The organism is Pseudoalteromonas citrea (assembly GCF_000238375.3).
Lineage (GTDB): Bacteria > Pseudomonadota > Gammaproteobacteria > Enterobacterales > Alteromonadaceae > Pseudoalteromonas > Pseudoalteromonas citrea.
Window position 1 is genome coordinate 56,598 of record NZ_AHBZ03000025.1, and the last position, 24,317, is coordinate 80,914.

Here is a 24,317-nt window from a genome sequence, read left to right on the forward strand (position 1 = left end):
TATGCCTATCGCAATTACTCGACCTGAAGGAAAAGGCGAGCAGCTAGCTGAGTTACTGACAGCTCAAAAAGTTGATATTGTTAAAACGCCAGCACTTCAACTTGAGATGCTACCGGTAAATAGCAGTCAGTTGTCGCCAATAACTGATGCTGATGTGATCTTATTTATCTCGCAAGATGCAGTCACTGGACTGGCTGCACATCTCCCGCAATTACCACCGACAGCGCTTATCGTTGCTGTTGGTGCACAAACAGCAAAAGTCATTGATACCGTCTATCGACGTAAAGCCATCATACCTGAGCAGCAAGACTCTGAAGGTGTGCTGGCGCTTACTCAGTTGCATGCTATTGCCGATAAACAGGTGGTGATAATCAAAGGCCAAGGGGGCCGAACGTTATTGGCACACACCTTAAAAGAGCGTGGTGCAATATTAAATCAATGTAATGTTTATATGCGCAGCCCAATAAAGGCAACATCAGATGCCTGGTTAGACCACTGGCGAGAAGCCAAGATTGACGGTATAGTCATAACCAGTAACGCGGCAATCGATGCTATATTTAATACCACCAATGAAGTGTCTTTGAATTGGTTAAGGCAATGTCATTTCTATTTGGTGAGTCAGCGTAGTGCCGATCATTTGATGCAGCAATATCAACTCGCATCTTCTAGTATTACAGTTGCTTCAGGGCCCAGCGATGAGGCCATATTTAACAGTATTATGCCTGAAAAAACACAGCAAGGTAGCCTAATGAGTGAACAGCAAGATCCGCAAAATGAAACACATTCAATAGAGAAAGTCGTGAAGCAAAAAGTCAGTAAAGTGGGTGTACTTGCTTTGTTGGTTGCTTTAGTTGGTGGCACAGCCACGGCTGGTTTAATTATTCATGGTCAACAAATCAGTGATAAAACTTACCTTGCGCTTGAACAATTACAGCAACAAAATAGCCAACTTAGCGAGCAATTGAACACCACTCGCGAGCAACTAGTTCAATTGCAAAGTCAGCAAAAACAAGTTGATATGCAAATTGAGTCACGCTTAGCAGCACAGACTCAGCAATTTGATACACAACTGCAAGCTGCATTGAACTCAGCTCAACAGCAAGTCAGTGGTGCGCTCAGTAGTGAAGTGTTGTATTTACAACGCATGGCACAATTTAAGGCGTCAGCAGAGCAGGACTTTCAAGGCAGTATTGCGGTACTGCAAAGATTAAGTAATGTGGTGCAGAATGAGCCAAACTCTACGGCGTTGTTGAGTGCTATTGCTCAAGACATTGCAGCACTCAAGGCACAACCAAAGCCACAAATTGAATCTAGGTATTTGCAATTACATGGGTTGCTAACACAGGTCTCAGCTTTGGAATTGCAAACTTTACGTTTACCAAAGCAAACGCAACTACAAACAACACAACTTTCAAACGACGTAAATGATTGGCAAACTAACTTGTCACGTACATGGAAGAATTTAGTGGATGATTTTATCACGGTGCGTCATCGCGAAGTTGCGGTTATTGATCCACTGCTGGATCAGCAAGAACAGCAGCTGTTAAAGGCACAGTTACGCAGTCATTTATCACAAGCTCAGAGTGCTTTGATGGACAAACAAGCCAGTGTCTTTTTTAGCGCTTTATCGAGTGCGCAAAAGACACTAACAGACTATTTTCAAAAGGATTCTGCCGCTGTACAGGCAATGCTTGACGAATTAGTACAGATGCAAAGTCAATCACTAGAGTTTAATCGTACTGTGACGTTACACTCAGCGAAGACGTTGCAGGAGTGGCTACAATGATCCGAGTGATATTAATCATCATCGCCATTGCTGTTGCCATGGCAGCAGGGCATTTATTAATTGATGAAAAGGGCTATGTGCTCATAGCGTATAACGATGTAACCGTTGAAGCTACGATTGTTGCAATGGCCATCATGCTTTTTATGCTAACGGTTGGCATATGGCTCGTCGTAAAGGTTGTTAAATTCTTCTGGCGACTTTATCGAAAATCAACGGGGCACTTTGGTCATAAACGTGCAATTAAAGCCTCTCAGGCTTGGCAACAGGCGCTATGGGCGACTCTTAATGATGATAATGAGCAAGTACAAGTGGCGTTCAAGAGGCAGGATGCACCCAGTGAGTGGCAAGATTATCAATATGCGTTGCTGGCAAAGTCTGCACTGCAGCAAGGCGAGAAGGCAATTGCGTTACAGCACTTAACCGCCATGTCAGAAGAAGCACAAAGCAAAGTGCCGAAGCTCTGGCTACAGGCTGATAAAGGTGAGCAAGCTTTGGCATTACTTGAAACGCCGATGAAGCAGAAAAAGCCGCAATCAACCGAGATAACAACCTACCTTGAAGGCCTCTTTCTAGAGCAAAAATATGTCGAACTGATAAATACATTGAATGATAAACATAAGCAAGTGACTTGGTCAGCGGAGTATTGGCAGCGCTTCTTTACGCGTTTATTTATGCAAAACCAATCTGATGGGCAAGGGTATTATGAACAGCTACCCAAAGCGCTGAAAGTGCATGCGCAGCTGCCTTATTTGCAATCAATGGCGGCGAGTGGGCAAATTAAAAAGGTACAGCCAGTACTGCTAAAATGGTTAAAAAAAGGGGAGTATCACGATGTGTCGGCAGTGATAAGTGCTGCGAATGAAGGTGATTTACAATTAACCCACGCGATACAGGCTCAGCTGAAAAAACAACCCGATAACGCTGACTTATTAGCGTGTTTAGCGTGCATGGCCCATGTTGATAAGGACTTTGAACTCGCAGCCAAAATTTTTGACAACATAAATAAAAGCCATTGGCATACTGGTTGGACGAGCATGGCATTACGCAGTTATGAGCAGACCCAACAGTATCAGAAAGCCTATGAATTGGCGGTTCTCAAATAAATACTCAGAAAAAGCCAGCGAATACGCTGGTTTTTTTATACTTGCATAACTAGGTAGCCGTGCTAAAAATGGACATGTGTCCTTGATCTTTATATTAAGGCAAGTATGATCCGCAAAATTTTATCTGCAGCCGAGTGAATTATGATCAATAACAACTTACCTTTACTTGATTTACACCGCCATTTAGATGGTAACGTGAGAGCGACTACGATTTTAGAGCTTGGTCAGCAGTTTAATATGCCATTACCGGCGACGGATATTGAGGGGTTGATCCCGCATGTTCGTGTGCTCGATAACGCCCCCAACCTTATGGCATTTTTAGCTAAATTAGATTGGGGTGTCAAAGTGCTTGGTGATTATGATGCATGTCGCCGTATTGCCATAGAAAACGTAGAAGATGCGATTGCACAGAATATGGATTATACCGAACTGCGCTTTAGCCCTTACTATATGGCACAAACACATGATTTACACGCTCAAGGCGTAGTAGAGGCGGTGGTTGATGGTATTAAATCGGCAACGCACAATGCCGATATTAAAGTGAATCTAATTGGTATTATGTCGCGTACCTTCGGTGTAGATAAATGTCAGTACGAGCTTGATTCATTATTGGCATGCAAAAACGATTTAGTTGCTATCGATCTTGCAGGTGATGAACTGGGTTATCCTGGCGCATTATTTGTCGATCATTTTAAACAAGTTCGAGATGCCTATCTAGGTGCCACAATTCATGCGGGTGAAGCCGAAGGTGCAAAAAGTATCTGGCAAGCCATTAATGAGTTAGGCGCAACACGCATTGGTCATGGTGTTAAAGCCATTGAAGATCCAAAGCTAATGGATTATCTAAGAGACAACCGCATTGGTATTGAGTCATGTTTAACCAGTAATATTCAAACCAGTACGGTGGCTGAACTAACCACACACCCCCTTAAGCGCTTTTTGGATCATGGTATTTTAGCCTGTATTAATACCGATGATCCTGCAGTTCAAGGTATTGAACTTGATAATGAGTATGCCGTTGCCGCACCTGAGGCTGGGCTAACGACACAAGATATAGAACAAGCACAGCGCAATGCATTAGAAATTGCCTTTTTAAGTGACAGTGATAAAAAAGCATTGTTAGCTAAAAAAGCGAGTTAATAGCTAATCCGTCCTCTTTGAGCTGCTTAATGCACTGAGCAGCTCAAGTAATCTTGTTTTAACGCCTCTATGACTTGGCTTCGTGTGACGAGCCCAATTACTTTCTTATTTGACATTACCGGATAAACTTTTGGCTTATTGCCCTGCATCTGCTGTGCTAAATCGACGATACTCATCGTGTCACTGACAGAAACCACGGTATCGGTCATCAATTCTTTTACTGTTACTTTACCTTCGCAAAAATAGCTACTTTGTAGTAAAGGTGCCAACATTTGTTGCTCTGAGATAAAGCCAATCACATGTTTATGCTTGTCTAAGACTGGCGCACAAAATAACGCATGCTGGTGTAGTTCATCAATCGCTTGTGTGAGCTCGGAATCTGCATAAATCGCAGGAATATGTGTCGTCATCACTTCTTTAACAGTTTTCATTTTAGTGCTCCTGTGTTGATGAACTCAGTATGCTCCAGCACTTTAAATTTATAAAATGGGTTAATTAGATTGAATTGATTCAAAAAATGGAATGTAAGAAAGGGGGGGGATCGTAGTTAGTTTACACATTGCAGAAACTCAAGCAGCGCCAAATACTATGACGCTGTTTAAAATTAGGCATTACTTTATGAAAGCAAATGCATCGGCGTACATATGTTCGCGTATTGCACCGTGCTTGATAAAGTCATCACGCACGATGCCTATCATGTCAAAACGACCTGCCATATAAATTGTGTAGGGTTCTAACGACGCAATATCTTGCATTACTGCTTGGTGTACATAACCTGTGTGACCATCCCACTCGTTTTTAGGTGTTTCAACCACTGGAATGAAGTGGAAGTTTTCTTTGCTGGCAGCCCATGCTTCCATTTCAGTTTTCGCATATAAGGCTGATTCTTCTTTCACACCCCAGTAGAATAAAACAGGTTGTTCACAACCTACTTCCGCTAAGTGGTCTGCCATTGATTTTACATAGGAAAAGCCAGTACCACCGGCGAGTAATACAATTGGTCGCTGACAGTCAAGGCGTAGCTGTGATACACCAAGACCCACTTCTAACTCAACAGTATTTTGCTGTTCAAATGCGTGCCGTAAGTGATCAAGGGCCTGAGCTGCGTAAGAGTCTGCTGCTGAGGCGCCAATGTGTAACTCTAATTCATTTTGTTGTGAGGGCTTACTCGCAATTGAAAAAGCCCGCTTGTCTTTTTCCCCTAAAACAAGCTGTAAATAATGGCCAGCTTCAAACTCTGCTGCAATGGCAGGCTTAAGCGTCACTTTATAAATAATGTCCGTAAGTGGCGTGATAGCTATCACGTCAGCATTAACTGTTTGCATGTGTTACCTTTTCGTACTGTCTGCATAGGCTGTTTAAGAAGTGCAGCATATGGTTAATTATTTGTATAAACTCTGGGCACTTTATCATAGCTGCTGGGGTTATCCTATCGCTTGGTTAGTATATTTGCATGGCTTTGAGTTAGGCGCTTTGCATATTTAATTTCATACGAACACTTTCTGTTTTTGCAAGCAGTTATAAATGACCTTTGATATCTGAAATCATTGTAAATGAATGATAAATTGAGAGTTAGCCTATTTACTAAATCGATAGTTTGGTTGAATTTTATTCAATTCAAAAGGTGGTATTTATGCGTTAGTGTTTAATTTCTTATAACGGAAATAAAACATAAGGATTATATATATGAAATTAAAATTAAATAAAAAAGCAGTAAAAAGTCTGTCTAACAATGACCAAACTTTAGGGAATGAGGCAACACCACTAATTGGTGGTGGAGGTCCGAAACCAGGTCATATGAAGCCGGCTACAAACCATACGAATCCGGTCATATGTATGAGTTCACCAGTATGCTGGACAGTATCTTACTGCCGGTAAATTGCCATTTGCTTTTGTGTTAACCGTAAAGCACGAATAGTAAAGGTTTCGATACGATTTTAAAGCAGCCATATGGCTGCTTTTTTAGTTTTTTATAACCCAAAATTCATCATTTGATACCAGTCGATGTCTCGTTAAACATGTTTTTACGGGATGCGTGCAGCGTTATGATTGATGATGTTGTACTCATTACCATTTATGTCAAAACGCCTAGTAATACACACCTCATAAAGCTGCACTAAAAAAGAGCAGCCTCTTGCTTAGAGTTATAAGAATGAACCTCGTATCGTTTTAGCAACTTTTAAACGGTGCTCATTGATTGTTTGGCATTATGTTTAATGAATCCCACAGATCATCAACACGTTGTTTCGTTGTTTCATCCATAACAATGGGTTCACCCCACTCACGGTCTGTTTCACCAGCCCATTTATTGGTCGCATCCATACCCATTTTTGAGCCTAAGCCTGATACTGGAGAGGCAAAGTCTAAATAATCAATCGGTGTGTTCTCTATCATTGTGGTATCACGAGCTGGGTCCATACGTGTTGTAATAGCCCAAATTACATCATTCCAATCTCTTGCATTGACATCATCGTCGCACACTATGACGAATTTAGTGTACATAAATTGACGTAGAAATGACCATACGCCCATCATGACTCTTTTGGCATGCCCTGGATATTGCTTCTTCATAGTGACAATGGCCATGCGATAAGAGCAGCCTTCAGGAGGCAAGTAAAAATCGACAATTTCAGGGAATTGCTTTTGCAAAATTGGCACAAAGACTTCGTTGAGTGCAACCCCTAAAATAGCTGGCTCATCAGGTGGGCGGCCAGTATAAGTACTATGGTATATTGGGTTTTCACGGTGGGTGATATGGGTAACGGTCATGACTGGGAAATCATCGACTTCATTGTAATACCCAGTGTGGTCACCGTAAGGTCCTTCAGGTGCCAGTTCACCTTGTTCAATATACCCTTCAAGGATAATTTCGGCGCTTGCAGGTACTTGTAGATCATTAGAGATTGATTTCACAACTTCAGTTTTAGAGCCGCGTAATAAGCCTGCAAACGCATATTCACTTAAGGTGTCTGGTACAGGGGTTACAGCCCCAAGTATGGTGGCCGGGTCGGCACCGAGTGCAACAGAAACTGGGTACGGCTCGCCAGGGTGCTCTTTACACCATTCTTGATAATCTAATGCGCCGCCACGGTGAGATAGCCAGCGCATAATAATTTTATTTTTGCCCAATAGCTGTTGGCGGTATATACCTAAGTTTTGGCGTTTTTTATAAGGCCCCTTGGTAACTGTTAGACCCCAAGTGATTAGAGGTGCCGCGTCACCTGGCCAGCAATGCTGGATCGGGAGCTTGGTTAAATCAACGTCATCGCCGCTAAGCACGATTTGTTGGCATGGGGCTTTGCGTACCTCTTTAGCTGGCATGTTTAAAACTTGTTTAAAAACAGGTATTTGACCTAAGGCTTCTTTAATGCCTTTGGGTGGCTCAGGCTCTTTTAAAAAAGCCAAGAGCTTACCAACTTCACGTAGCTCACTGACATCAGTTTGGCCCATGCCCATGGCGACTCGTTTAGGGGTGCCAAACAAATTGGCCAGCACTGGGATATCAAACCCTTCTGGGTTTTCAAACAATAGTGCTGGACCTCCAGCCCGTAAAGTTCGATCAGCAATTTCAGTCATTTCTAATTTAGTTGAAATGGGCTGTGTGATCCGTACTAATTCACCTTGCTCTTCAAGGCGAGAGATAAAATCTCGTAAGTCTTTATATTTCATTTTGCTATTAGGCCACCTAAAGTTATTACGCAGTATATCAAGCCATGTGTGAAATGGCAGCTAAAGCTGTTATACGCACATGACTGTAAGCCGCTCACCTGTAGCTATAATTAATCCTTTATTTAATATTGTGCAATACTTATAAATTGGCGTATTTTCATTGAGGTCGGTTTGCACTATAGTCTTTATCTGGGCCTAATTTGTATACTGTGGTGGCTGGATTGAAAATAATTACAACAATAGTCAGTGTCGTTTTGTTACTTTATTGTAGTATCGGTAAAGCCGTGGATTTACCGGCACAGGTCTTTCGCAATAATAGTGCCGTGATGTTAATTATTGACCCAAGCTCTGGGCAAATTACTGCTGCAAATAATGCCGCTGCTGCGTTTTATGGTTACGCAGAATCTGAATTGCTTACACTGCGTATCCAAGACATTAATCAGTTTACAGCAGAGCAAGTGGCAATTGAGCGAAAAAACGCCGTGGCGGAAGGGCGCAACTATTTTATTTTTCGTCATCAATTAGCAGATCAAACGATTCGCACCGTGAGTGTGTATTCGGTCCCTTTTCGCGATAAAAATAATGAAATTAAATTATTTTCAATTATTCAAGATATAAGCGAACAACGGTTTTTACAACAATCACTATGGCATTATCAGGCCAACTTAGAGCAACAAGTTGTGTTACAAACACAAGAAATTAAGCAAGTTAACCAATCGCAAACGTTATTATTAAGTGTGGTTATTGTGGTCTTGTGCGGCGCAACATTGATATTGGGGGTATTTTTAATGCGGTTACGCCGTGCTAAAAAACGCTCTGAGTCTCAAGGAGCAAGGTTAAGTGCTATTTTCGATGCGATTGGTGACTACTTAATATTCACCAATGATCATGGCAAGATTTTATCAGCTAACTCTCGTGTTTCAGATGACTTTACATTTATTGGAGGCATGCTGAATAATTCAATCAATACACTGTTTCCTGGTATTGAGTGCCTCTTTGAAGCTTCATATTCAAATAAAGAATGCGAGGTTAGGCTGCAAGGTCAAAGCCGAATCTTTAGCGTGACCAAAAGTGATGTACGAGACGCTAAAGACGTACGATTGGGTTTTATTTATGTCTTGCAAGATATTACCGTACGGCTTGCGAATGAACGTGAGCAGCGCTTAGCCAGCACCGTATTTTCTACGACCAGCGAAGGAGTATTAGTATCTGATAAAGATAATAATATCCAGATGGTAAATCGAGCCTTTAGCCAAATAACGGGCTATAGCTCAGAAGAGGTGCTAGGTGAATCACCTGCGTTATTCAATTCAGGTAGGCATGGCCCCGCTTTTTTTAAGCAGTTATATCGTGAATTACATGAACATGGTCATTGGGAAGGAGAGATTTGGAATCGACGCAAGGCTGGAGAGGTCTATCCGAGTTGGCTACAGGTGTCGGCCGTATTTGATGAAGCACACAATATTGAAATGTATGTGGCGCTATTTAATGACATTACATCACGGAAAAATCATGAGCAAATGATGTGGCAACAAGCCAACTTTGATACGTTAACTGGACTGGCGAATCGCTTACATTTTCATGAACAATTTGACCACAGTTTAGATCGCGCCAAAACACACGCTAGCCGACTCGCCATTTGTTTTATTGATTTGGATAGATTTAAGGCAGTAAATGATACTTTGGGTCACCACATTGGCGATTTGTTGCTCATCGAGGCGGCGCAGCGTTTAAAAGAGTGCACGCGTAGTTCTGATATAGTTGCGCGCCTGGGTGGAGATGAGTTTGCCTTACTGTTACCAGATATTGATACCATTAGTGATATAGAAAAAATAGCTAATAAAGTGCTACAACAACTTGCGGCCCCGTTTGAACTTGAAGGTCATGAAACATTTGTATCGGGCAGTATGGGTATTACCTTTTTCCCAGATGATGGGGGAGACAGAAAAGCGTTATTACGCAATGCAGATAGTGCGATGTATAAGGCCAAAGAGCATGGCCGTAATTGCTATCAATTTTATACTGCGGCTATGCATGAACATGCTCAGGCTAGGCGGCAATTAGAGGGGGCATTACATAAGGCGCTGTCAAACCAAGAATTAAAAGTATTTTACCAACCAATAGTGAGTTCTGATGGTCAGCATATTGGTTCTGAAGCGCTGCTGCGCTGGCATAATGAGGTTTTGGGGCTGGTGCCTCCAGATAAGTTCATCCCCATTTGTGAAGAGCTTGGGTTAATTGTAACGATTGGGGAGTGGGTGTTATATCAAGCTTGTTCACAAGCAAAAGCTTGGTGCGATCGTATTCAGCAGTCATTTTTTGTGACGGTAAACGTATCGAGTATTCAGTTTCAGCGAGCCGATATGGCACAGGTAATTGCTCGAGTGCTAAAGGAAACCGGTTTGGCGCACCACTGTTTAACAATTGAAATCACAGAAACAGTGCTAGCAGATAATTCAGATAATATTTTACAGCAACTTAACGCGCTTCGTGATTTGGGCGTTGAACTGGCGATTGATGACTTTGGTACAGGTTACTCATCTTTAAGCTATTTAAAACGTTTTCCGTTGTCGAAATTGAAAATCGATCGGGCATTTATTCGAGATTTGCCAAATGACCAAGAAGATAGGGCGCTGGTGAAGGCGATTATTTCAATGGCGGGTAATTTAAATCTCACGGTGGTGGCTGAAGGGGTTGAAACACAGCCTCAGCTAGACTTTTTACGGACATTGAAATGTGACTATAGCCAAGGCTACTTGCATAGTAAGCCAATTCCCGCATTAGAATTTGAACATTGGCTTACTGAGCAAGTGATTGAGTTACCTTAGTTTACATCGTTAGGGATGTGTTGTTTGCAATAGAGAGGCTGGCTTTCACAAAGCAGGTTTAAAGCGTGTTGAGCCCGTTGGTGGCCTTGGATTGCAGCCTTTTGGTACCAGTAATGCGCTTGTGCAAGGTTGATGTTTGTACCCTCACCGAGTTCAAGCATCCCCGCTAAATTGTATTGTGCCCACGCATCTCCTGCTTCGGCGGCAGTGTTAAACGCAGCCAGTGCGAGAATAAAGTCTTTTTGCTGATATAAGCGGATCCCTTCACTATTGTGCACCGTGAGGCCTAGGTTAGAGGTGATTTTATGATTAATCGGCAGCGGCTTTTGGCGCTGTTTTACAATGCCACCCATGACATAAATATCTTTTGCTCGATAGGCATCATCTATCGCATCAATCTTGAAAAGCGGGGCTAACTGGGTACGTTCAAACGTCAAGCGTTCAGAACGAAAAAAACTATCTAGCATGAGAGAGTCTAATTTGATTGCACGTATGGCATCACGTTTGCGTCGGTAAGTTATATCACTTTGTGCCAACACAACTTGATTTTCACCCACTTGTCGTACTTGAGCGATACGATATTGCGGTTGATATTGTCGCTCAGTCTGGATCCGGCCTAAGTCAACAATATAGACATCATCAATTTTAGGGCTTTGTAAAAGTTGCTGCTGTAGCACAATACTTTGCGTATGAGAGACGTACATATAGCCTGCACCCAGTATTGATACTATAAGTAATAAATAGCGATAATGCTTTACCACGATACGTTCAATAATATCGTGCAGGGAAAAGAGGCATTGCAAAATAGGTGATAGCCACGTCGTTAAGGCCATAACATTTCTCTTTTATAGTGAATGAAATAGAAGTTAAATAGTATGAAAATCAATCATGTGGAGCAATGATTCTTGCTCTGTAAAGTGTAAGCGTTTGTAACGTGGGTGCAGTCAGTAGTAGCTATGAATAAGCCTACTACTGACAGGGTATATCAGGGAAGTGAGATTATTTTCCTGATATTTTTGTTTTAGCATCTGCGGCCATCATGGCGAATACAGCATAGGTTGCGGTGTTCTGTTGCAGTTTTTTAGGATCAACTTTATCTAATGTATCGTCAGCGGTATGGTGATAATCAAAATAATCAGTACCATCTTGGTGTAGTTCAAATATGGCTGCTGATGTTGCATTGCGAAGTGGAATCAAATCAGGACCTCCTCGAGCTGCATTTTTACGAATATATTTTACATTCAATGGCGCTAATTGCTTGGCGATTTCACGGACAACTGGCAGTGCATCGGCGGCAACATTAGATTCAAACCCGTATACAACGTCAGCACCAAAGTCAGACTCTGCGGCTGCGACGATATTATCGAGCGTCTTTTCATGACGTTTGAAATAGGCTTTTGCACCCCATAGACCAAGTTCTTCTGCGGCAAATAAAACAACTCGAACACTACGTTTAGGACGTTTTACATCACTGATATGTTTTGCGGCTGCCATGGTTAATGCCACGCCAGCGCCATCATCTAGCGCGCCGGTACCAAGGTCCCAAGAATCCAGGTGACCACCAATAAGTACATATTGCTCGGGGTACTGTGTGCCATTGAACTGACCAATGACGTTATAGCTGGTGCCTTCGCCTAAATCTTCAGTTTGAATATTCAGCTTTACCTGTACTTTATGACCGCTTTTAAATAAACGAGCGAGTTGATCCGCATCGGGGTTGGCTACCGCCGTTGCTGGGATTTTGGTCACGCCGGTTTTATAATGACTACCGCCTGTGTGCGCAAAGCGATGATGACTGGTGCTCACTGAGCGCATCATGTAGGCGATGGCTCCTTTTTTGGCTGCTTCTACTGCGCCACTATTACGGGCTTTTACCGCCGGTCCATAACCATTTCCATCAATGTGGCGATTCATGCGATAGTTAATAAATGCGATTTTGCCTTTTAGGCTGCCTTCAGGTGAAGCAATGAGCTCATCTAAAGTTTCAAAAAACACCACATCAGCTTGGATGCCGGATTTAGGTGTACTCACACTATTTCCAAGCGCCGTTAAGTGCAGAGGTTGTTCACTTGGTGTGATGATTGACGCTGATTCATGATATCGGCGCCAATGTGGAAAGGTAGCAGGCTCAATCCACACTTTATCGAAGCCTAATGCCTTAAATTGTGATTGTGCCCACTCAACTGCTTTTTTATCATTTTCGGTGCCCGGTAAACGAGGACCAATTTCTGTGGTTAAAGATTCAAGGATCTGCCAACTCAAATCACTCTTCAATGCGGCTTCACGCACTTGTGCAACTTGCTGAAGTTGTTCTGGTGAAAACTCTTGAGCGTGAACTGTGCTAGAGATACAACTCACTAAACATAACGTACTAAATAGTTTTTTCATGATGTCCTTGGTATTACAGCTGAGTACAAAACATTATTGTGGCATTAACAAAAGGTGATGCAAACGTAAATGAGATCAAATACTGTGCACTGCGATATTCGTAGCGCGTTTAATCTGCTAAAATTGGGCATATTTTTTATTGATGAGATAGTACCGTGAGCGCAACCGCTTTTAACACTTTGCCTTTAGAGCAGGCACTTTTAGATACCGTGAGTGATTTGGGTTATAAAAACATGACCCCAGTGCAAGCACAAAGTTTGCCTGTCATATTATCTGGAAAAGATGTCATTGCCCAAGCTAAAACGGGTTCTGGCAAAACGGCAGCGTTCAGCTTAGGCGTACTATCTCGCTTAAATGTCGCACGTTTTCGCATTCAAGGGTTGGTATTATGCCCGACGCGTGAGCTGGCTGAGCAGGTTGCGACTGAAATGCGCAAATTGGCACGCGGCATTCACAATATTAAAATTCTTACTTTATGTGGCGGTGTGCCCATTGGTCCGCAAATTGGCTCGTTAGAACATGGTGCACATATCATTGTTGGCACGCCTGGGCGTATTGAAGATCACTTATTTAAAGGCACGCTTAATTTTAATGAAGTATCGACGTTAGTGCTCGATGAAGCTGATCAAATGCTTGATATGGGCTTTGCTGATGCACTAGATAATATTGTGAGCTACTTACCAGATGACCGTCAAAACCTCATGTTTAGCGCGACATTTCCAAAACGTATTGAAGCGATCTCAGAGCGTGTCATGGATCAACCTGAAATGGTAAAGGTTGAAGACCAAGTAGTTAACACCAGTATTAAGCAACTGTTTTATAAGCTAGATAATAACAAGCTGCGGTTTAACACTTTACGTTTATTATTATTACAAAATAAACCGCAAAGCTGTGTGGTGTTTTGTAACACTAAAGTTGAAACGCAAAAAGTGTGTGACGACTTACAAGATGCGGCATTTAATGCGGTGGCACTGCATGGTGACCTAGAACAACGCGACCGCGAACAGACTCTCATTCGCTTTGCTAATAAAAGTGCGTCTATTTTGGTGGCCACTGACGTAGCTGCTCGGGGCTTAGATATCGACGATATGGACATGGTGATCAATTACCATTTAGCGCATGATGCACAAACGCATGTACACCGTGTTGGCCGCACGGGGCGTGGTGGTAAGAAAGGCCTTGCTTGCTCAATTTATGGTGAAAGTGAAGAGTTTAAAGTCGCGCAAATTGGTGATGTGTATGATCGTGACTTTGAACCATCTCAAGTACCAGCGCATAGCTTGTTAGATAAAGCACCATACAAACCAGAGATGATCACCTTGCAAATAGATGGCGGTAAAAAGCAAAAAGTACGTCCCGGTGACATAGTCGGCAGCTTAACCGGTGAGCAAGGGATCGCATTTGCGCAAATAGGCAAAATAAATGTATTAGATAATACTGCGTATGTTGCCGTAGCAAGAGATGCGTCTAAGCCAGCATTTCGAAAGCTAAGTGAAGGAAAGTTGAAAGGGCGTAAGTTTAGGGTACGTCGGATTAATCACTAGCCGCAGATTTTAGCGTTAGGTACTCATCGTGACACTGTTTAAAAACCTCGCCGTCAGCGGGGTTTTTATCTGGGTGGTGTATCAATGCAAGCTGTCGCCACCTTTTCTGAAGTTGCTTGTGCGTAAATGGGTAGGGCAGTTGCCAAGTTTCGCATAAGTTGTGTAGTTCTTCGGGAGTTAAAGTAAGGGCTGGCTCATGGCGATAAATATTTTGCCAAAACTGCGTCAGTAAATCCTCTATTTCTTGCGCACTGGTATCATAATTATGCCAGTCTAAATAATAGTCTTTTAACGGGTTATTAATTACTAACTCCTTTCTTAGCGTTGCAGTGAGATAAATACTCATGCTGTCGATATGTAAATATTGCCCACTGACGAGTAACTCATCTTGTAACTGAAATAACGCATTCATAACTAAAAAATTTTTTTTAAATAGCGCTTTGTTTGGCTCATTATCTAGCTGTGGTAAATATCCTTGCTCCCCCAGTAGTGCGACTAAAGTATGAACTTTATACGTTTTACCTGTAGAGAGTTCAATAAATATAATATCCAGTAGCGGGTTGAACATTGTTCGATCTTTTTAGTTAGTGTATCTTCACCTTAGCATAATTAAATTTCGTATTTCAACGAGGGTCAAGGATGACGGGTAATTCAGGTTTTCGCCTTATTTTTCTATTAATATTGATGGGCGTAACTATGTCATGGCATGCGGATGCGAAAACAGCCTCAACGCTTCTTAATGATAAGTTGATGACGTTAAATGATTTGCCATCATGGCAACGCGTAGTGAAAGTTGGAGAGCAACTACGTTCACATCCTGACCTTTCGTCAAAGCAACTTGAATCACTTATTGAAAACCTTGGTCGCCAGGCATTGAAATACCAACAATATACAGGGGCTGCCAAGTACTTTTCTGAGCTGGAAAAACTGACCGAGCATGACCCGCTTAGCGACGCTTTTTATTTCAGCATGAAATTTCAGGGTGTCGCTACCTATTTTCAAGGGCATTTTATTGAGGCAGCAGTGCTTTACCAGCGAGCGTTGAAAGTAGCGACTGAGCGTGGTAATCCATTGGAAATTGCGAATATACAAAGCAATTTAGGCCTTACGTATATGCAAACCCATCAACTCGATTTAGCTATTATTCATTATGTTTCATCACATCAACTCTATGAAGTGCATGGAGATAAGCAGGATGAAGCCGATATTATGTTGAATCTCTCCGGGGTTTACATCCAGCAATTTCGTTATGCGGTAGCGGAAAAAATCTTATTGCGTGCTATTAAGTTATTTATAGAACTAGAAGACGATTATGGGACGGCATTATCACAAGCGAACTTGGGCGTTATTTATAAATTTACAGGGCGTTGGCAGCTTTCTCGAGTAAATCAAATGGCGGCGATTGCGTATTATGAATCAACAGAAAGCTGGCAGCACCTGAGCTTTGAGTATACAAACCTCGCTATGTTGAGTTTGGAAGAAGGGAATGTTGAGCAAAGCTTAGCCGAAGCAAATTTTGCTTTATATTATGCTGAGCAAGCCAGTAGCCTCGGTGGGCGCAGAGAAGCACTTTATCCGTTTGCTCAAGCCCAATTCGCTCGAGGGGAATACAACCAGGCTAAAGACAGTGCGGCGGAACTTATTGCGCTTTCTCAAGAAACGGGCGCAGCACGTAAGGAAAAAGACGGTTATTTATTAATGTCTTTTATTCTGGCTGCTTTAGATGAACCACAGCAAGCTCTGGAAAACTACCGAGCACACCATCAGTTGGAAAAAGAGTTATTAAGTAGAAGCTTGAGTCAAAAGTTAGAACAATATCAAGCAACGGTAGCGGAAAAGGAGCTTAATCAGGAAATAAAAACACTAAAACAATATCAAGCATTACAAAAGCTACAGATTGAGCAACGAGAACAGCTTGTGTGGTTAGGAGGGTTACTCGTACTTTCGCTGGGTATTGCAGGCGTTAGTGTATATCGAAAGCGGGTGTTGCAACATACTAAAACAGAACTTAGTCGCCAGGTGGCACAGCGAACCGCACAATTGCAGCAAGTAGCCGACGAATTACGAGAAGCGAACCAAGTTAAAAGTCAATTTTTGGCAAATATCAGTCATGAAATACGCACGCCACTGACCTCTATTTTGGGGCATACAGAAGCCTTGTTGCTAGACCATCAAAGAGATCGCGCATTACAAGAATCATTGAAGGTTGTGCATCGACAGGGGGAGCACTTACGCGAATTGATTTGTGATGTTTTAGATTTAAGTAAAATAGAAGCGTTGCAATTTGAGTTAGAGCTCAGTGAGTTTGAACTTGGTGGTTTAATCACAGATATTAGCGATATGTTTCAACATGCTTGTATGCAGAAGGGCTTGAAATTTATCATACATAATCAACTGCTTGAATCATATTTAGTAGAGCTTGATTACATACGGATAAAACAAGTACTGATAAACCTATTGGGTAATGCTGTTAAGTTTACTGAGCAGGGTTGTGTTGAGTTAACGGTATCAGTATCGGAAGGGACTGTATCATTTGTTGTCGAAGACACTGGAATTGGTATGGACGAAAAGTACTTGAATAGTATTTTTGACTGTTTTCAGCAAGGTGATAATAGTATCTCTCGCCGTTTTGGTGGCTCTGGGTTAGGGTTGTCTTTGTCTCAACAGCTTATTGATATGATGAATGGAAAAATCAGTGTAGAAAGTACCTTAGACAAAGGAAGTAAATTTTCCGTGAAGATCCCTTGCCTCGTCAAGGCGTACGTTGGAAATACAAGGTTAGAAATAGAAGCTGACACTCTGGAGGCGCTTGCAGGTAAAGTATTGATTGCTGAGGACCATTCAGATAATCGCGCGTTGTTTTCTCGTTTGGTATCTAATATGGGGCCTGAGGTGTTGATTGCCAATAATGGCGAAGCTGCTATCGAAGTGTGTTTGTCAGAGTTTCCTGACCTAGTGTTAATGGATATACAAATGCCAAAATTAGACGGTTTGGAGGCATTTAGAATACTGCGACAAGCTGGGTTTGATGGGCCGATTTATGCGTTAACTGCCAATGTAATGTCGCGCGAAATAAAAGGGTATCTAGAACATGGGTTTACAGGCCATATAGGCAAACCTGTCGATACCAAATTATTGCATCAAATCTTGTCACAGCACTTGAGGCATAGGGCGTGTTACACAACACATATGCAGATAGATATGTCAGATCTCACCGCAAGTTTTATAGAGACGTTAGAAGAAGAGCGCTTCAATATTGTGGATTTATGGGAAAGTAATCAAATACAATCACTAAAAAACGCATGCCACCGCCTTGCGGGCGCCGCGATAACATTTGGTTTTCATGATATTGCGAATACAGCAAAACAACTAGACCAGGTATTATCAACACCTGACCATACCCAAGCGCAACATTTATATCTAATTTTATGTGATGAGTTAAAATTGGCCGCAGCCTCAGAACAGCTCAATATCATTTGAGTTATTTTGCTGCATCATCATTTTTTCATCGATAACTATTTTGTGGAGCCGACTTTCATCTGCACGTTGGTTATGATCGAGTAACGTTGAATCGACTTTAAAGATAGAAAGTTTAGCATGGATACTGCGCGCTAAATTGATTAAATCATTACTGGACACCGCTTGTATTTGGGAGCTATTGAGTGCGTCTGAATTTAGCTCAATTAGAGAGTCAATACTCGTTTGCGCCTCGTCTGATACTGCTTTTTGGCGACTGACTTGTTCATGTATGCTCTGTGATAAGGTATTGATGTCTAACATTGCTTGCTCAATTTGATCGACTTCTAACGTGGATGCTTGCGATAAAGACACGGTAGTTTGCGTTTCTCCTAGGGCGGCCAGCATAAGGTTATGTGCACTGTCGGTACCCGCTTGAATCTTGGAGACCATATCTCGTACTTGCTGGGTCGATTGGCTGGTACGAGCTGCTAGGCTACGAACTTCGTCAGCAACCACTGCAAAACCTCTACCTTGTTCCCCGGCGCGCGCTGCTTCAATCGCGGCATTTAATGCAAGTAAATTGGTTTGCTCAGCAATGGAGTTAATAACATCAATCACAGAGCTGATGGCGTCGCTGTCGATTTTGAGTGCTTCTATTTGTGTACTGGTCGCTTGAATATTTTCAGCAAGACTCATTAGGCTTTCTTGGCTTTTCCCTGTGTCTACGCGCGTTTTTTTGACGGCTTGTGTGGCTTCATCGACTGAGCTATAAATCTTATCTAAGTTTTCATCTAATTCGCGTGCGACGGTGATCATGCGATTGAAAGAGACTTCTAGATCCGTACCATGAGTATGCTGAATTGTGGCTTTTTGTGTCATTGATGAATAGGTATCACGCAAGCTATCAGCCATAGGTGATAACCGTGATGATGAATAATAGACTTCGCCAATTAAATGCTCGATGGTTGCGAGGCTAGCATTAATGGCTAAACAGGCTGGAGGAATATTGGGTGCACTTTCATCAAATCTGTAAGTGAGGTCAATATTGTCATCTTTTAATAATGCTGCCACTAACTTACTCAAATAAGGGGTGCCTGCATTTCCTCTACTAATGTATTTAACCAGTACTCCTGCGGTTAAAGCTGATACCGACAGAAGTGTGATTGTAGCAGCCCCTGGTAATGAAAAAGCGACCATAACGATAAATATACATAGGCTGTTGGCAGTAAAGTACCAAGCGATGAGATGTTGCGGCTTCATGAATGGATAAGTCCTTGCTAAAACGACTAAACGACTCTCTAGGTATAGAACAAAAAACGCTATCCTTCCATTTATTTTAGGCATAAAAAAACCTGCATCAGCAGGTTTTTATTATTGATTTAAAACGTTATTTACGGCGCATTAAATCAAAGAATTCGTCGTTAGTTTTACTCATTGATAATTTATCAATTAGGAATTCCATCGCATCGATTTCACTCATTTCATGTACGATCTTACGTAAGATCCACATTTTTTGTAGCTCATCTGCTTTGGTAAGTAACTCTTCGCGACGGGTACCTGAACGGTTGAAGTCAATCGCAGGGAATACACGCTTTTCAGCAATCTTACGATTTAGGTGCAATTCCATGTTACCGGTACCTTTAAACTCTTCATAGATAACTTCATCCATTTTAGAGCCGGTGTCGATCAGTGCAGTTGCGACGATAGTTAAACTACCCCCTTCTTCCACGTTACGTGCGGCACCAAAGAAGCGCTTTGGCTTGTGCAATGCGTTTGCATCAACACCACCGGTCAGGACTTTACCTGATGATGGAATAACCGTGTTATATGCTCGTGCTAATCGAGTAATTGAATCGAGCAAGATAATAACATCTTTCTTATGCTCTACTAGACGCTTTGCCTTTTCAATAACCATTTCAGCTACTTGAACGTGACGGTTAGCTGGCTCATCAAATGTTGATGCGATGACTTCGCCTTTAACTAGACGCTGCATTTCAGTTACTTCTTCCGGGCGCTCATCTATCAACAACACCATCAAAGTAGCATCTGGGTTATTGTATGTAATCGACTGAGCAATATTTTGCAGCAACATCGTTTTACCCGCTTTAGGTGGTGCAACGATAAGGGCGCGTTGACCACGACCAATTGGTGATGCAAGGTCTAATACGCGAGCAGTAATATCTTCTTTGCTGCCGTTGCCACGTTCCATAACAAAGCGTTCGTTTGCATGGATTGGCGTTAAATTCTCAAATAAGATCTTAGTACGAGAGTTTTCTGGTCTATCGAAATTAACTTCATTTACTTTTAACAATGCAAAGTAGCGCTCGCCGTCTTTCGGTGGACGGATCAAGCCGCTAATGGTATCACCAGTACGCATACTAAAGCGTCTTATTTGACTTGGTGATACATAAATATCGTCTGGGCCAGCTAAGTAAGATGCTTCTGATGAGCGTAAAAAGCCGAAGCCATCTTGCAAAATTTCTAAAACTCCGCCGCCGTAAATATTTTCGCCGCTCTTAGCATGAGCTTTTAAAATAGCAAAAATAATATCTTGTTTTCTTAGACGTGCTACGTTCTCAAGTCCCATGGACTCGGCTAGTTTTACAAGTTCATTGATTGACTTGTCTTTCAGTTCGCGTAAATGCATATTGGTGGGTTCTTTATTACAATTGTCATTCTCGTAACTACGAGAGAGGTTGATTTGATACTACTAAGGTTTGTGGTTTTATAAACTAGCAGGTAGGCGGCTAGTCGTCCAGTCTTTAAACAGATTTTGTGTAAATAAAAATAAAAAATTAAAGTTTGTTGGGTAAAATGACATCAATATGCACTGATATTGATGTCATTTTCTATTTAGGTGTTAGCGTCTAAAAACTCAACAAGCTGAGTTTTAGATAATGCGCCAACTTTAGTTGCAGCGACTGCACCGTCTTTAAATAGAAGTAGTGTAGGAATACCACGGATACCGAACTTTGGAGGAGTGCCGGCATTTTGGTCAATGTTTAGTTTACCAATAGTGACTTTGCCTTCATATTGAGTGGCCACTTCATCTAGAATTGGCGCAATCATCTTACAAGGGCCACACCATTCAGCCCAGAAGTCTACAAGTACAGGCTGGTCTGATTTAAGTACATCAGCTTCGAAGCTGTCATCAGTTAGTTGAATAATTTTGTCGCTCATTACGCTCTCCGTTAGAATTAGGCGAATTATTTACTGCGTATTTAAACACTCTTGTTTCTTATTGCAAGTTTAAACGTTATGCTTAATTGCTATGACTAAGACACATTTGACCAATAATAAATTTTCTGACTTTGCTCTAGCTCCGGAAGTGGTCGCCGGATTAGCTGAGAATGGCTTCGAATATTGTACGCCAATTCAAGCAAAGTGTTTGCCTTTTATCTGCGATGGTCGTGATATTGCGGGCCAAGCTCAAACGGGAACAGGGAAAACTTTGGCTTTTTTAACAGCCACTTGCCACCGTTTGATGCAAAATAAAGGTGTTTCCAGAAAGCACCCAAGAGCGCTGATCATGGCTCCCACTCGGGAGTTGGCGATTCAGATCCACAAAGATGCAAAAATCATCGCGCCACACTGTAATCTTAAACTAGGTTTGATATATGGTGGCGAAGATTACGAAAAACAACGGGTCCAACTTGAAAATGGTGTAGATATTTTAATTGGCACCACGGGTCGTTTGATTGATTTCTATAAACAAGGGGCATATAGCCTAAATGAAATCGAAGTTGTAGTGCTTGATGAAGCCGACCGAATGTTTGATTTGGGCTTCATAAAAGATATTCGTTATTTGTTTAACCGAATGCCAGACACTTCAGAACGACTAAATTTACTTTTCTCAGCAACGCTGTCTTATCGCGTCCAAGAGCTTGCTTTTGAGCACATGACTAACCCTGAGCATGTTCAAATTGAGCCAGATGTAAAAACGGGCAAGTTGATAGAAGAAGAGTTATTTCATCCATCACATGATGACAAAATACCTTTATTACTTACGTTAATAGAAGAAGAGTGGCCAGATAAGGCGATTGTGTTTGCCAACACCAAACAAAGCTGTGAAAACGTGTATGCGTGGCTCAAAGCAGACAAGCATCGCGTTGGCTTATTAACAGGTGATGTTAATCAGAAAAAGCGACAAGCAATTTTAGCGCAGTTTACTAAAGGTGATATTGACTTCTTAGTTGCCACCGATGTTGCAGCTCGAGGACTACATATTCCAGAGGTCAGCCACGTATTTAACTTTGATTTACCTGATGACTGTGAAGATTACGTACACCGTATTGGCCGTACAGGCCGTGCTGGTGCTTCTGGTAATGCGATTAGTTTTGCCTGTGAGCAATATGCTTATAATTTACATGAAATTGAGCAATATATTGAACATGCGATCCCATTGTCTCACTATGATAAATCAGCATTACTCGATGATTTAACTAAGCCGCAGATACAACGCAAGCGTAACTACTCTTCTGGTCCTCAACGTAATCGCAGTAATAATGGACGTCGTCAAAATAGTCATCATAAACCACGCTCTTAGTGTGGTTTATGAATACATGGTAGTAGCTAGAGGTATTTAGAGTGGGGCAAGATTTTCCACAAAGTAATGTGTTCGCTGTTATAGATTTAGGCTCTAACAGCTTCCATATGTTAATTGCTAAACATATGGCTGGCGGTATTCATACTATTGGCCGTGTAAAACGCAAAGTTCGCTTGGCCGCGGGATTGAATGAAAATAATGTGCTGTCTGTCGAGGCGATGGAGCGAGGCTGGGAGTGCTTAGCGCTTTTTGCTGAGCGTTTACAAGATATCCCGGCTCAAAATATCAGCATTGTCGCAACCGCGACATTGCGCTTGGCGACAAACTCGGATGATTTTAAATCTGAAGCTGAGCGTATCTTAGGTCACAAAATTAATGTGATTAGTGGAGAGCTTGAAGCGAAGACGATTTACAAAGGTGTAGCGCATACCTCGGCGTGCCAAGGTCGGCAACTTGTGATCGATATTGGTGGAGCCAGTACTGAAGTCGTCATTGGTCAGGGTTTCAGTGCAGAGCTTTATAAAAGCTTAGATATGGGGTGTGTTACCTTTCTAGAAAAGTATTTTTCTGATGGCACCTTAAGCAAAGACAATTTTGATAAGGCGATAGCAGCGGCCGCGACTGTGATTACGCCGATACAATCTCAATACATCGATATGGGTTGGGAATTAGCGATTGGTGCGTCTGGCACTATTCAAGCAATTCAAGAAATATTAGCAGCTTCGGGCGAAAGCGAAGTGCTAACACTTGAGCGCTTACTGGTTATTCAAACACACACTATGCAGTATGCAAGCATTGCGCAACTGCAGCTTCCTGGCTTGAGTGAAGAGCGGCGTTTGGTGTTTGTTTCTGGGTTGGCGATTTTAATTGCATTGTTTCAGAGCTTAGAAATCCAACAAATGGGTCTTGCTGGCGGTGCGCTTCGTGAAGGTGTGCTATATAGCATGATATCTGATTTTCAAAATACGGATATTCGCAACCGCACATTAGACGGTTTCACTGAGCGGTACCATGTTGATAAACGTCAAGCTCAGCGAGTAACCGAAATCAGTATTAAGTTGGCAAAGCAGCTGGCTCACTCTTGGCAGCTAGACATGGCATATACTAGCCCGATCTTAACTGCTGTAGCGTACTTACATGAAATTGGTCTGGTGATTGATTATAAACAATACCACCAACATAGCGCGTATATTTTAAATAATACGGGTATGCCTGGATTTAGCAAAGCAGAGAAGCAACTGATTGTGGCACTGACGTCAGGCCATCGTGCAGATTTAAGTTCAAAGCTATTTACAGGGCTGGGAAGTCAAACCTTATTAGCGACTCGATTGATCCGTCTAACTAGGTTGGCGGTTATTCTATCCATGAGACGCAAAGATGATGTACTGGCCGACTTTGTAGTTACAATGGATAAAGCTGATCATTTACACTTTTCATTTGCAGGTCAGTGGTTATCTGAGCATCCACTTATGTTAAGTGAGCTAGAGCAAGAAGCAACTTACCAACATAGAATGTCATGGCAATTAACGATAGAGCGCTAAATTAGCGCTCTTTTTGTATGTATATTCAGCATATTTGCTTGTTGAGTTTGTTTTTTGTTCGAACAGTCTGTTTTTGTCATTCTTTTGTAATAAAGCGCTTGCGCTTTTTCTGTATCGCCCTATAATGCGACCCCACTGACACGGAGCAACACGCTGAAAAGCAAACTGAAACGAGTTAGCGTCAAGTAAAACTTAGCTTTAAAAACTTTTTAAAATTAAGTGTTGACAAAAAAATAGGAAGGCGTAATATGCGCAGCCCTAGCGAGATAAAGCAAAGCGCTTAATCATCGCAACGTTCTTTAAAAATATGAAG

The 24,317-nt window shown here is 42.0% G+C and carries 17 protein-coding genes; 8 read left to right on the forward strand and 9 right to left on the reverse strand.

Translation table 11 applies throughout. From position 1 onward, the window contains the following. Position 1 precedes the first annotated feature (1 nt). From PCIT_RS18000 to add, 3 genes are all read left to right on the forward strand, one after another. Entirely contained in the window at positions 2–1,786 is a 1,785-nt protein-coding gene (locus PCIT_RS18000) for a uroporphyrinogen-III C-methyltransferase (RefSeq protein ID WP_010366966.1), read from the forward strand. Next, positions 1,783–2,889, forward strand: a complete 1,107-nt coding sequence (locus tag PCIT_RS18005) for a heme biosynthesis HemY N-terminal domain-containing protein (RefSeq protein ID WP_010366965.1) — start codon at positions 1,783–1,785, stop codon at positions 2,887–2,889. The genes PCIT_RS18000 and PCIT_RS18005 overlap by 4 nt, the downstream gene beginning before the upstream one ends. Positions 2,890–3,030: 141 nt before the next feature. Continuing rightward, entirely contained in the window at positions 3,031–4,029 is a 999-nt protein-coding gene (gene add, locus PCIT_RS18010) for an adenosine deaminase (RefSeq protein ID WP_010366964.1), read from the forward strand. A 26-nt stretch (positions 4,030–4,055) separates the two neighbouring features. Here add and PCIT_RS18015 read toward each other — a convergent pair whose 3' ends face one another. The 3 genes from PCIT_RS18015 to ubiD form a co-directional block, all read right to left on the reverse strand. Then, positions 4,056–4,460, reverse strand: a complete 405-nt coding sequence (locus tag PCIT_RS18015; RefSeq protein WP_010366963.1) for a CBS domain-containing protein — start codon at positions 4,458–4,460, stop codon at positions 4,056–4,058. A gap of 180 nt (positions 4,461–4,640) precedes the next feature. Next, positions 4,641–5,354 carry an NAD(P)H-flavin reductase gene (gene fre, locus PCIT_RS18020; RefSeq protein ID WP_010366962.1) on the reverse strand — a complete coding sequence of 238 codons (714 nt, stop codon included), beginning with the start codon at positions 5,352–5,354 and terminating at the stop codon, positions 4,641–4,643. A gap of 865 nt (positions 5,355–6,219) precedes the next feature. Next, positions 6,220–7,698: a 4-hydroxy-3-polyprenylbenzoate decarboxylase gene (ubiD, locus tag PCIT_RS18025; protein ID WP_010366960.1), complete on the reverse strand. Its 1,479-nt coding sequence runs from the start codon at positions 7,696–7,698 to the stop codon at positions 6,220–6,222. A 212-nt stretch (positions 7,699–7,910) separates the two neighbouring features. Between ubiD and PCIT_RS18030 the strand changes: the two genes are divergently transcribed. Next, positions 7,911–10,526, forward strand: coding sequence for a sensor domain-containing protein (locus PCIT_RS18030; protein WP_238348040.1), 2,616 nt, complete (start codon positions 7,911–7,913; stop codon positions 10,524–10,526). Here the strand turns inward: PCIT_RS18030 and PCIT_RS18035 are convergent. Further along, on the reverse strand, positions 10,523–11,359 hold the full coding sequence (locus PCIT_RS18035; RefSeq protein ID WP_010366956.1) for a tetratricopeptide repeat protein: 837 nt from the start codon (positions 11,357–11,359) through the stop codon (positions 10,523–10,525). The two genes, PCIT_RS18030 and PCIT_RS18035, sit on opposite strands and share 4 nt — an antisense overlap. Positions 11,360–11,525: 166 nt before the next feature. Further along, positions 11,526–12,914 (reverse strand): M20/M25/M40 family metallo-hydrolase, encoded by a 1,389-nt coding sequence (locus tag PCIT_RS18040; RefSeq protein ID WP_010366954.1) that lies wholly within the window; start codon positions 12,912–12,914, stop codon positions 11,526–11,528. Positions 12,915–13,069: 155 nt separating this feature from the next. Here PCIT_RS18040 and dbpA point away from each other — a divergent pair, with 155 nt between their 5' ends. Then, complete coding sequence (gene dbpA / locus PCIT_RS18045) at positions 13,070–14,458, forward strand: ATP-dependent RNA helicase DbpA (RefSeq protein ID WP_010366952.1); 1,389 nt, start codon at positions 13,070–13,072, stop codon at positions 14,456–14,458. Here the strand turns inward: dbpA and PCIT_RS18050 are convergent. Further along, on the reverse strand, positions 14,448–15,026 hold the full coding sequence (locus PCIT_RS18050) for a DNA-J related domain-containing protein (protein ID WP_010366950.1): 579 nt from the start codon (positions 15,024–15,026) through the stop codon (positions 14,448–14,450). The two genes, dbpA and PCIT_RS18050, sit on opposite strands and share 11 nt — an antisense overlap. Before the next feature lie 71 nt (positions 15,027–15,097). On the opposite strand from PCIT_RS18050, the gene PCIT_RS18055 reads away from it, so the two are divergent. Beyond that, positions 15,098–17,938: an ATP-binding protein gene (locus tag PCIT_RS18055; RefSeq protein WP_010366949.1), complete on the forward strand. Its 2,841-nt coding sequence runs from the start codon at positions 15,098–15,100 to the stop codon at positions 17,936–17,938. On the opposite strand, the gene PCIT_RS23255 is transcribed toward PCIT_RS18055, so the two are convergent. The 3 genes from PCIT_RS23255 to trxA all read right to left on the reverse strand — a co-directional run bounded on the left by PCIT_RS23255 (position 17,915) and on the right by trxA (position 21,097). Next, complete coding sequence (locus PCIT_RS23255) at positions 17,915–19,177, reverse strand: methyl-accepting chemotaxis protein (protein ID WP_010366947.1); 1,263 nt, start codon at positions 19,175–19,177, stop codon at positions 17,915–17,917. The two genes, PCIT_RS18055 and PCIT_RS23255, sit on opposite strands and share 24 nt — an antisense overlap. Before the next feature lie 127 nt (positions 19,178–19,304). Further along, entirely contained in the window at positions 19,305–20,564 is a 1,260-nt protein-coding gene (rho, locus tag PCIT_RS18065) for a transcription termination factor Rho (RefSeq protein ID WP_010366945.1), read from the reverse strand. 206 nt (positions 20,565–20,770) lie between these two features. Beyond that, entirely contained in the window at positions 20,771–21,097 is a 327-nt protein-coding gene (trxA, locus tag PCIT_RS18070; protein ID WP_010366943.1) for a thioredoxin TrxA, read from the reverse strand. Between the two features lie 91 nt (positions 21,098–21,188). On the opposite strand from trxA, the gene rhlB reads away from it, so the two are divergent. Further along, complete coding sequence (gene rhlB, locus PCIT_RS18075; RefSeq protein WP_010366941.1) at positions 21,189–22,463, forward strand: ATP-dependent RNA helicase RhlB; 1,275 nt, start codon at positions 21,189–21,191, stop codon at positions 22,461–22,463. A 41-nt stretch (positions 22,464–22,504) separates the two neighbouring features. Next, positions 22,505–24,004 (forward strand): guanosine-5'-triphosphate,3'-diphosphate diphosphatase, encoded by a 1,500-nt coding sequence (gene gppA, locus PCIT_RS18080; RefSeq protein ID WP_010366939.1) that lies wholly within the window; start codon positions 22,505–22,507, stop codon positions 24,002–24,004. Positions 24,005–24,317: the final 313 nt, after the last annotated feature.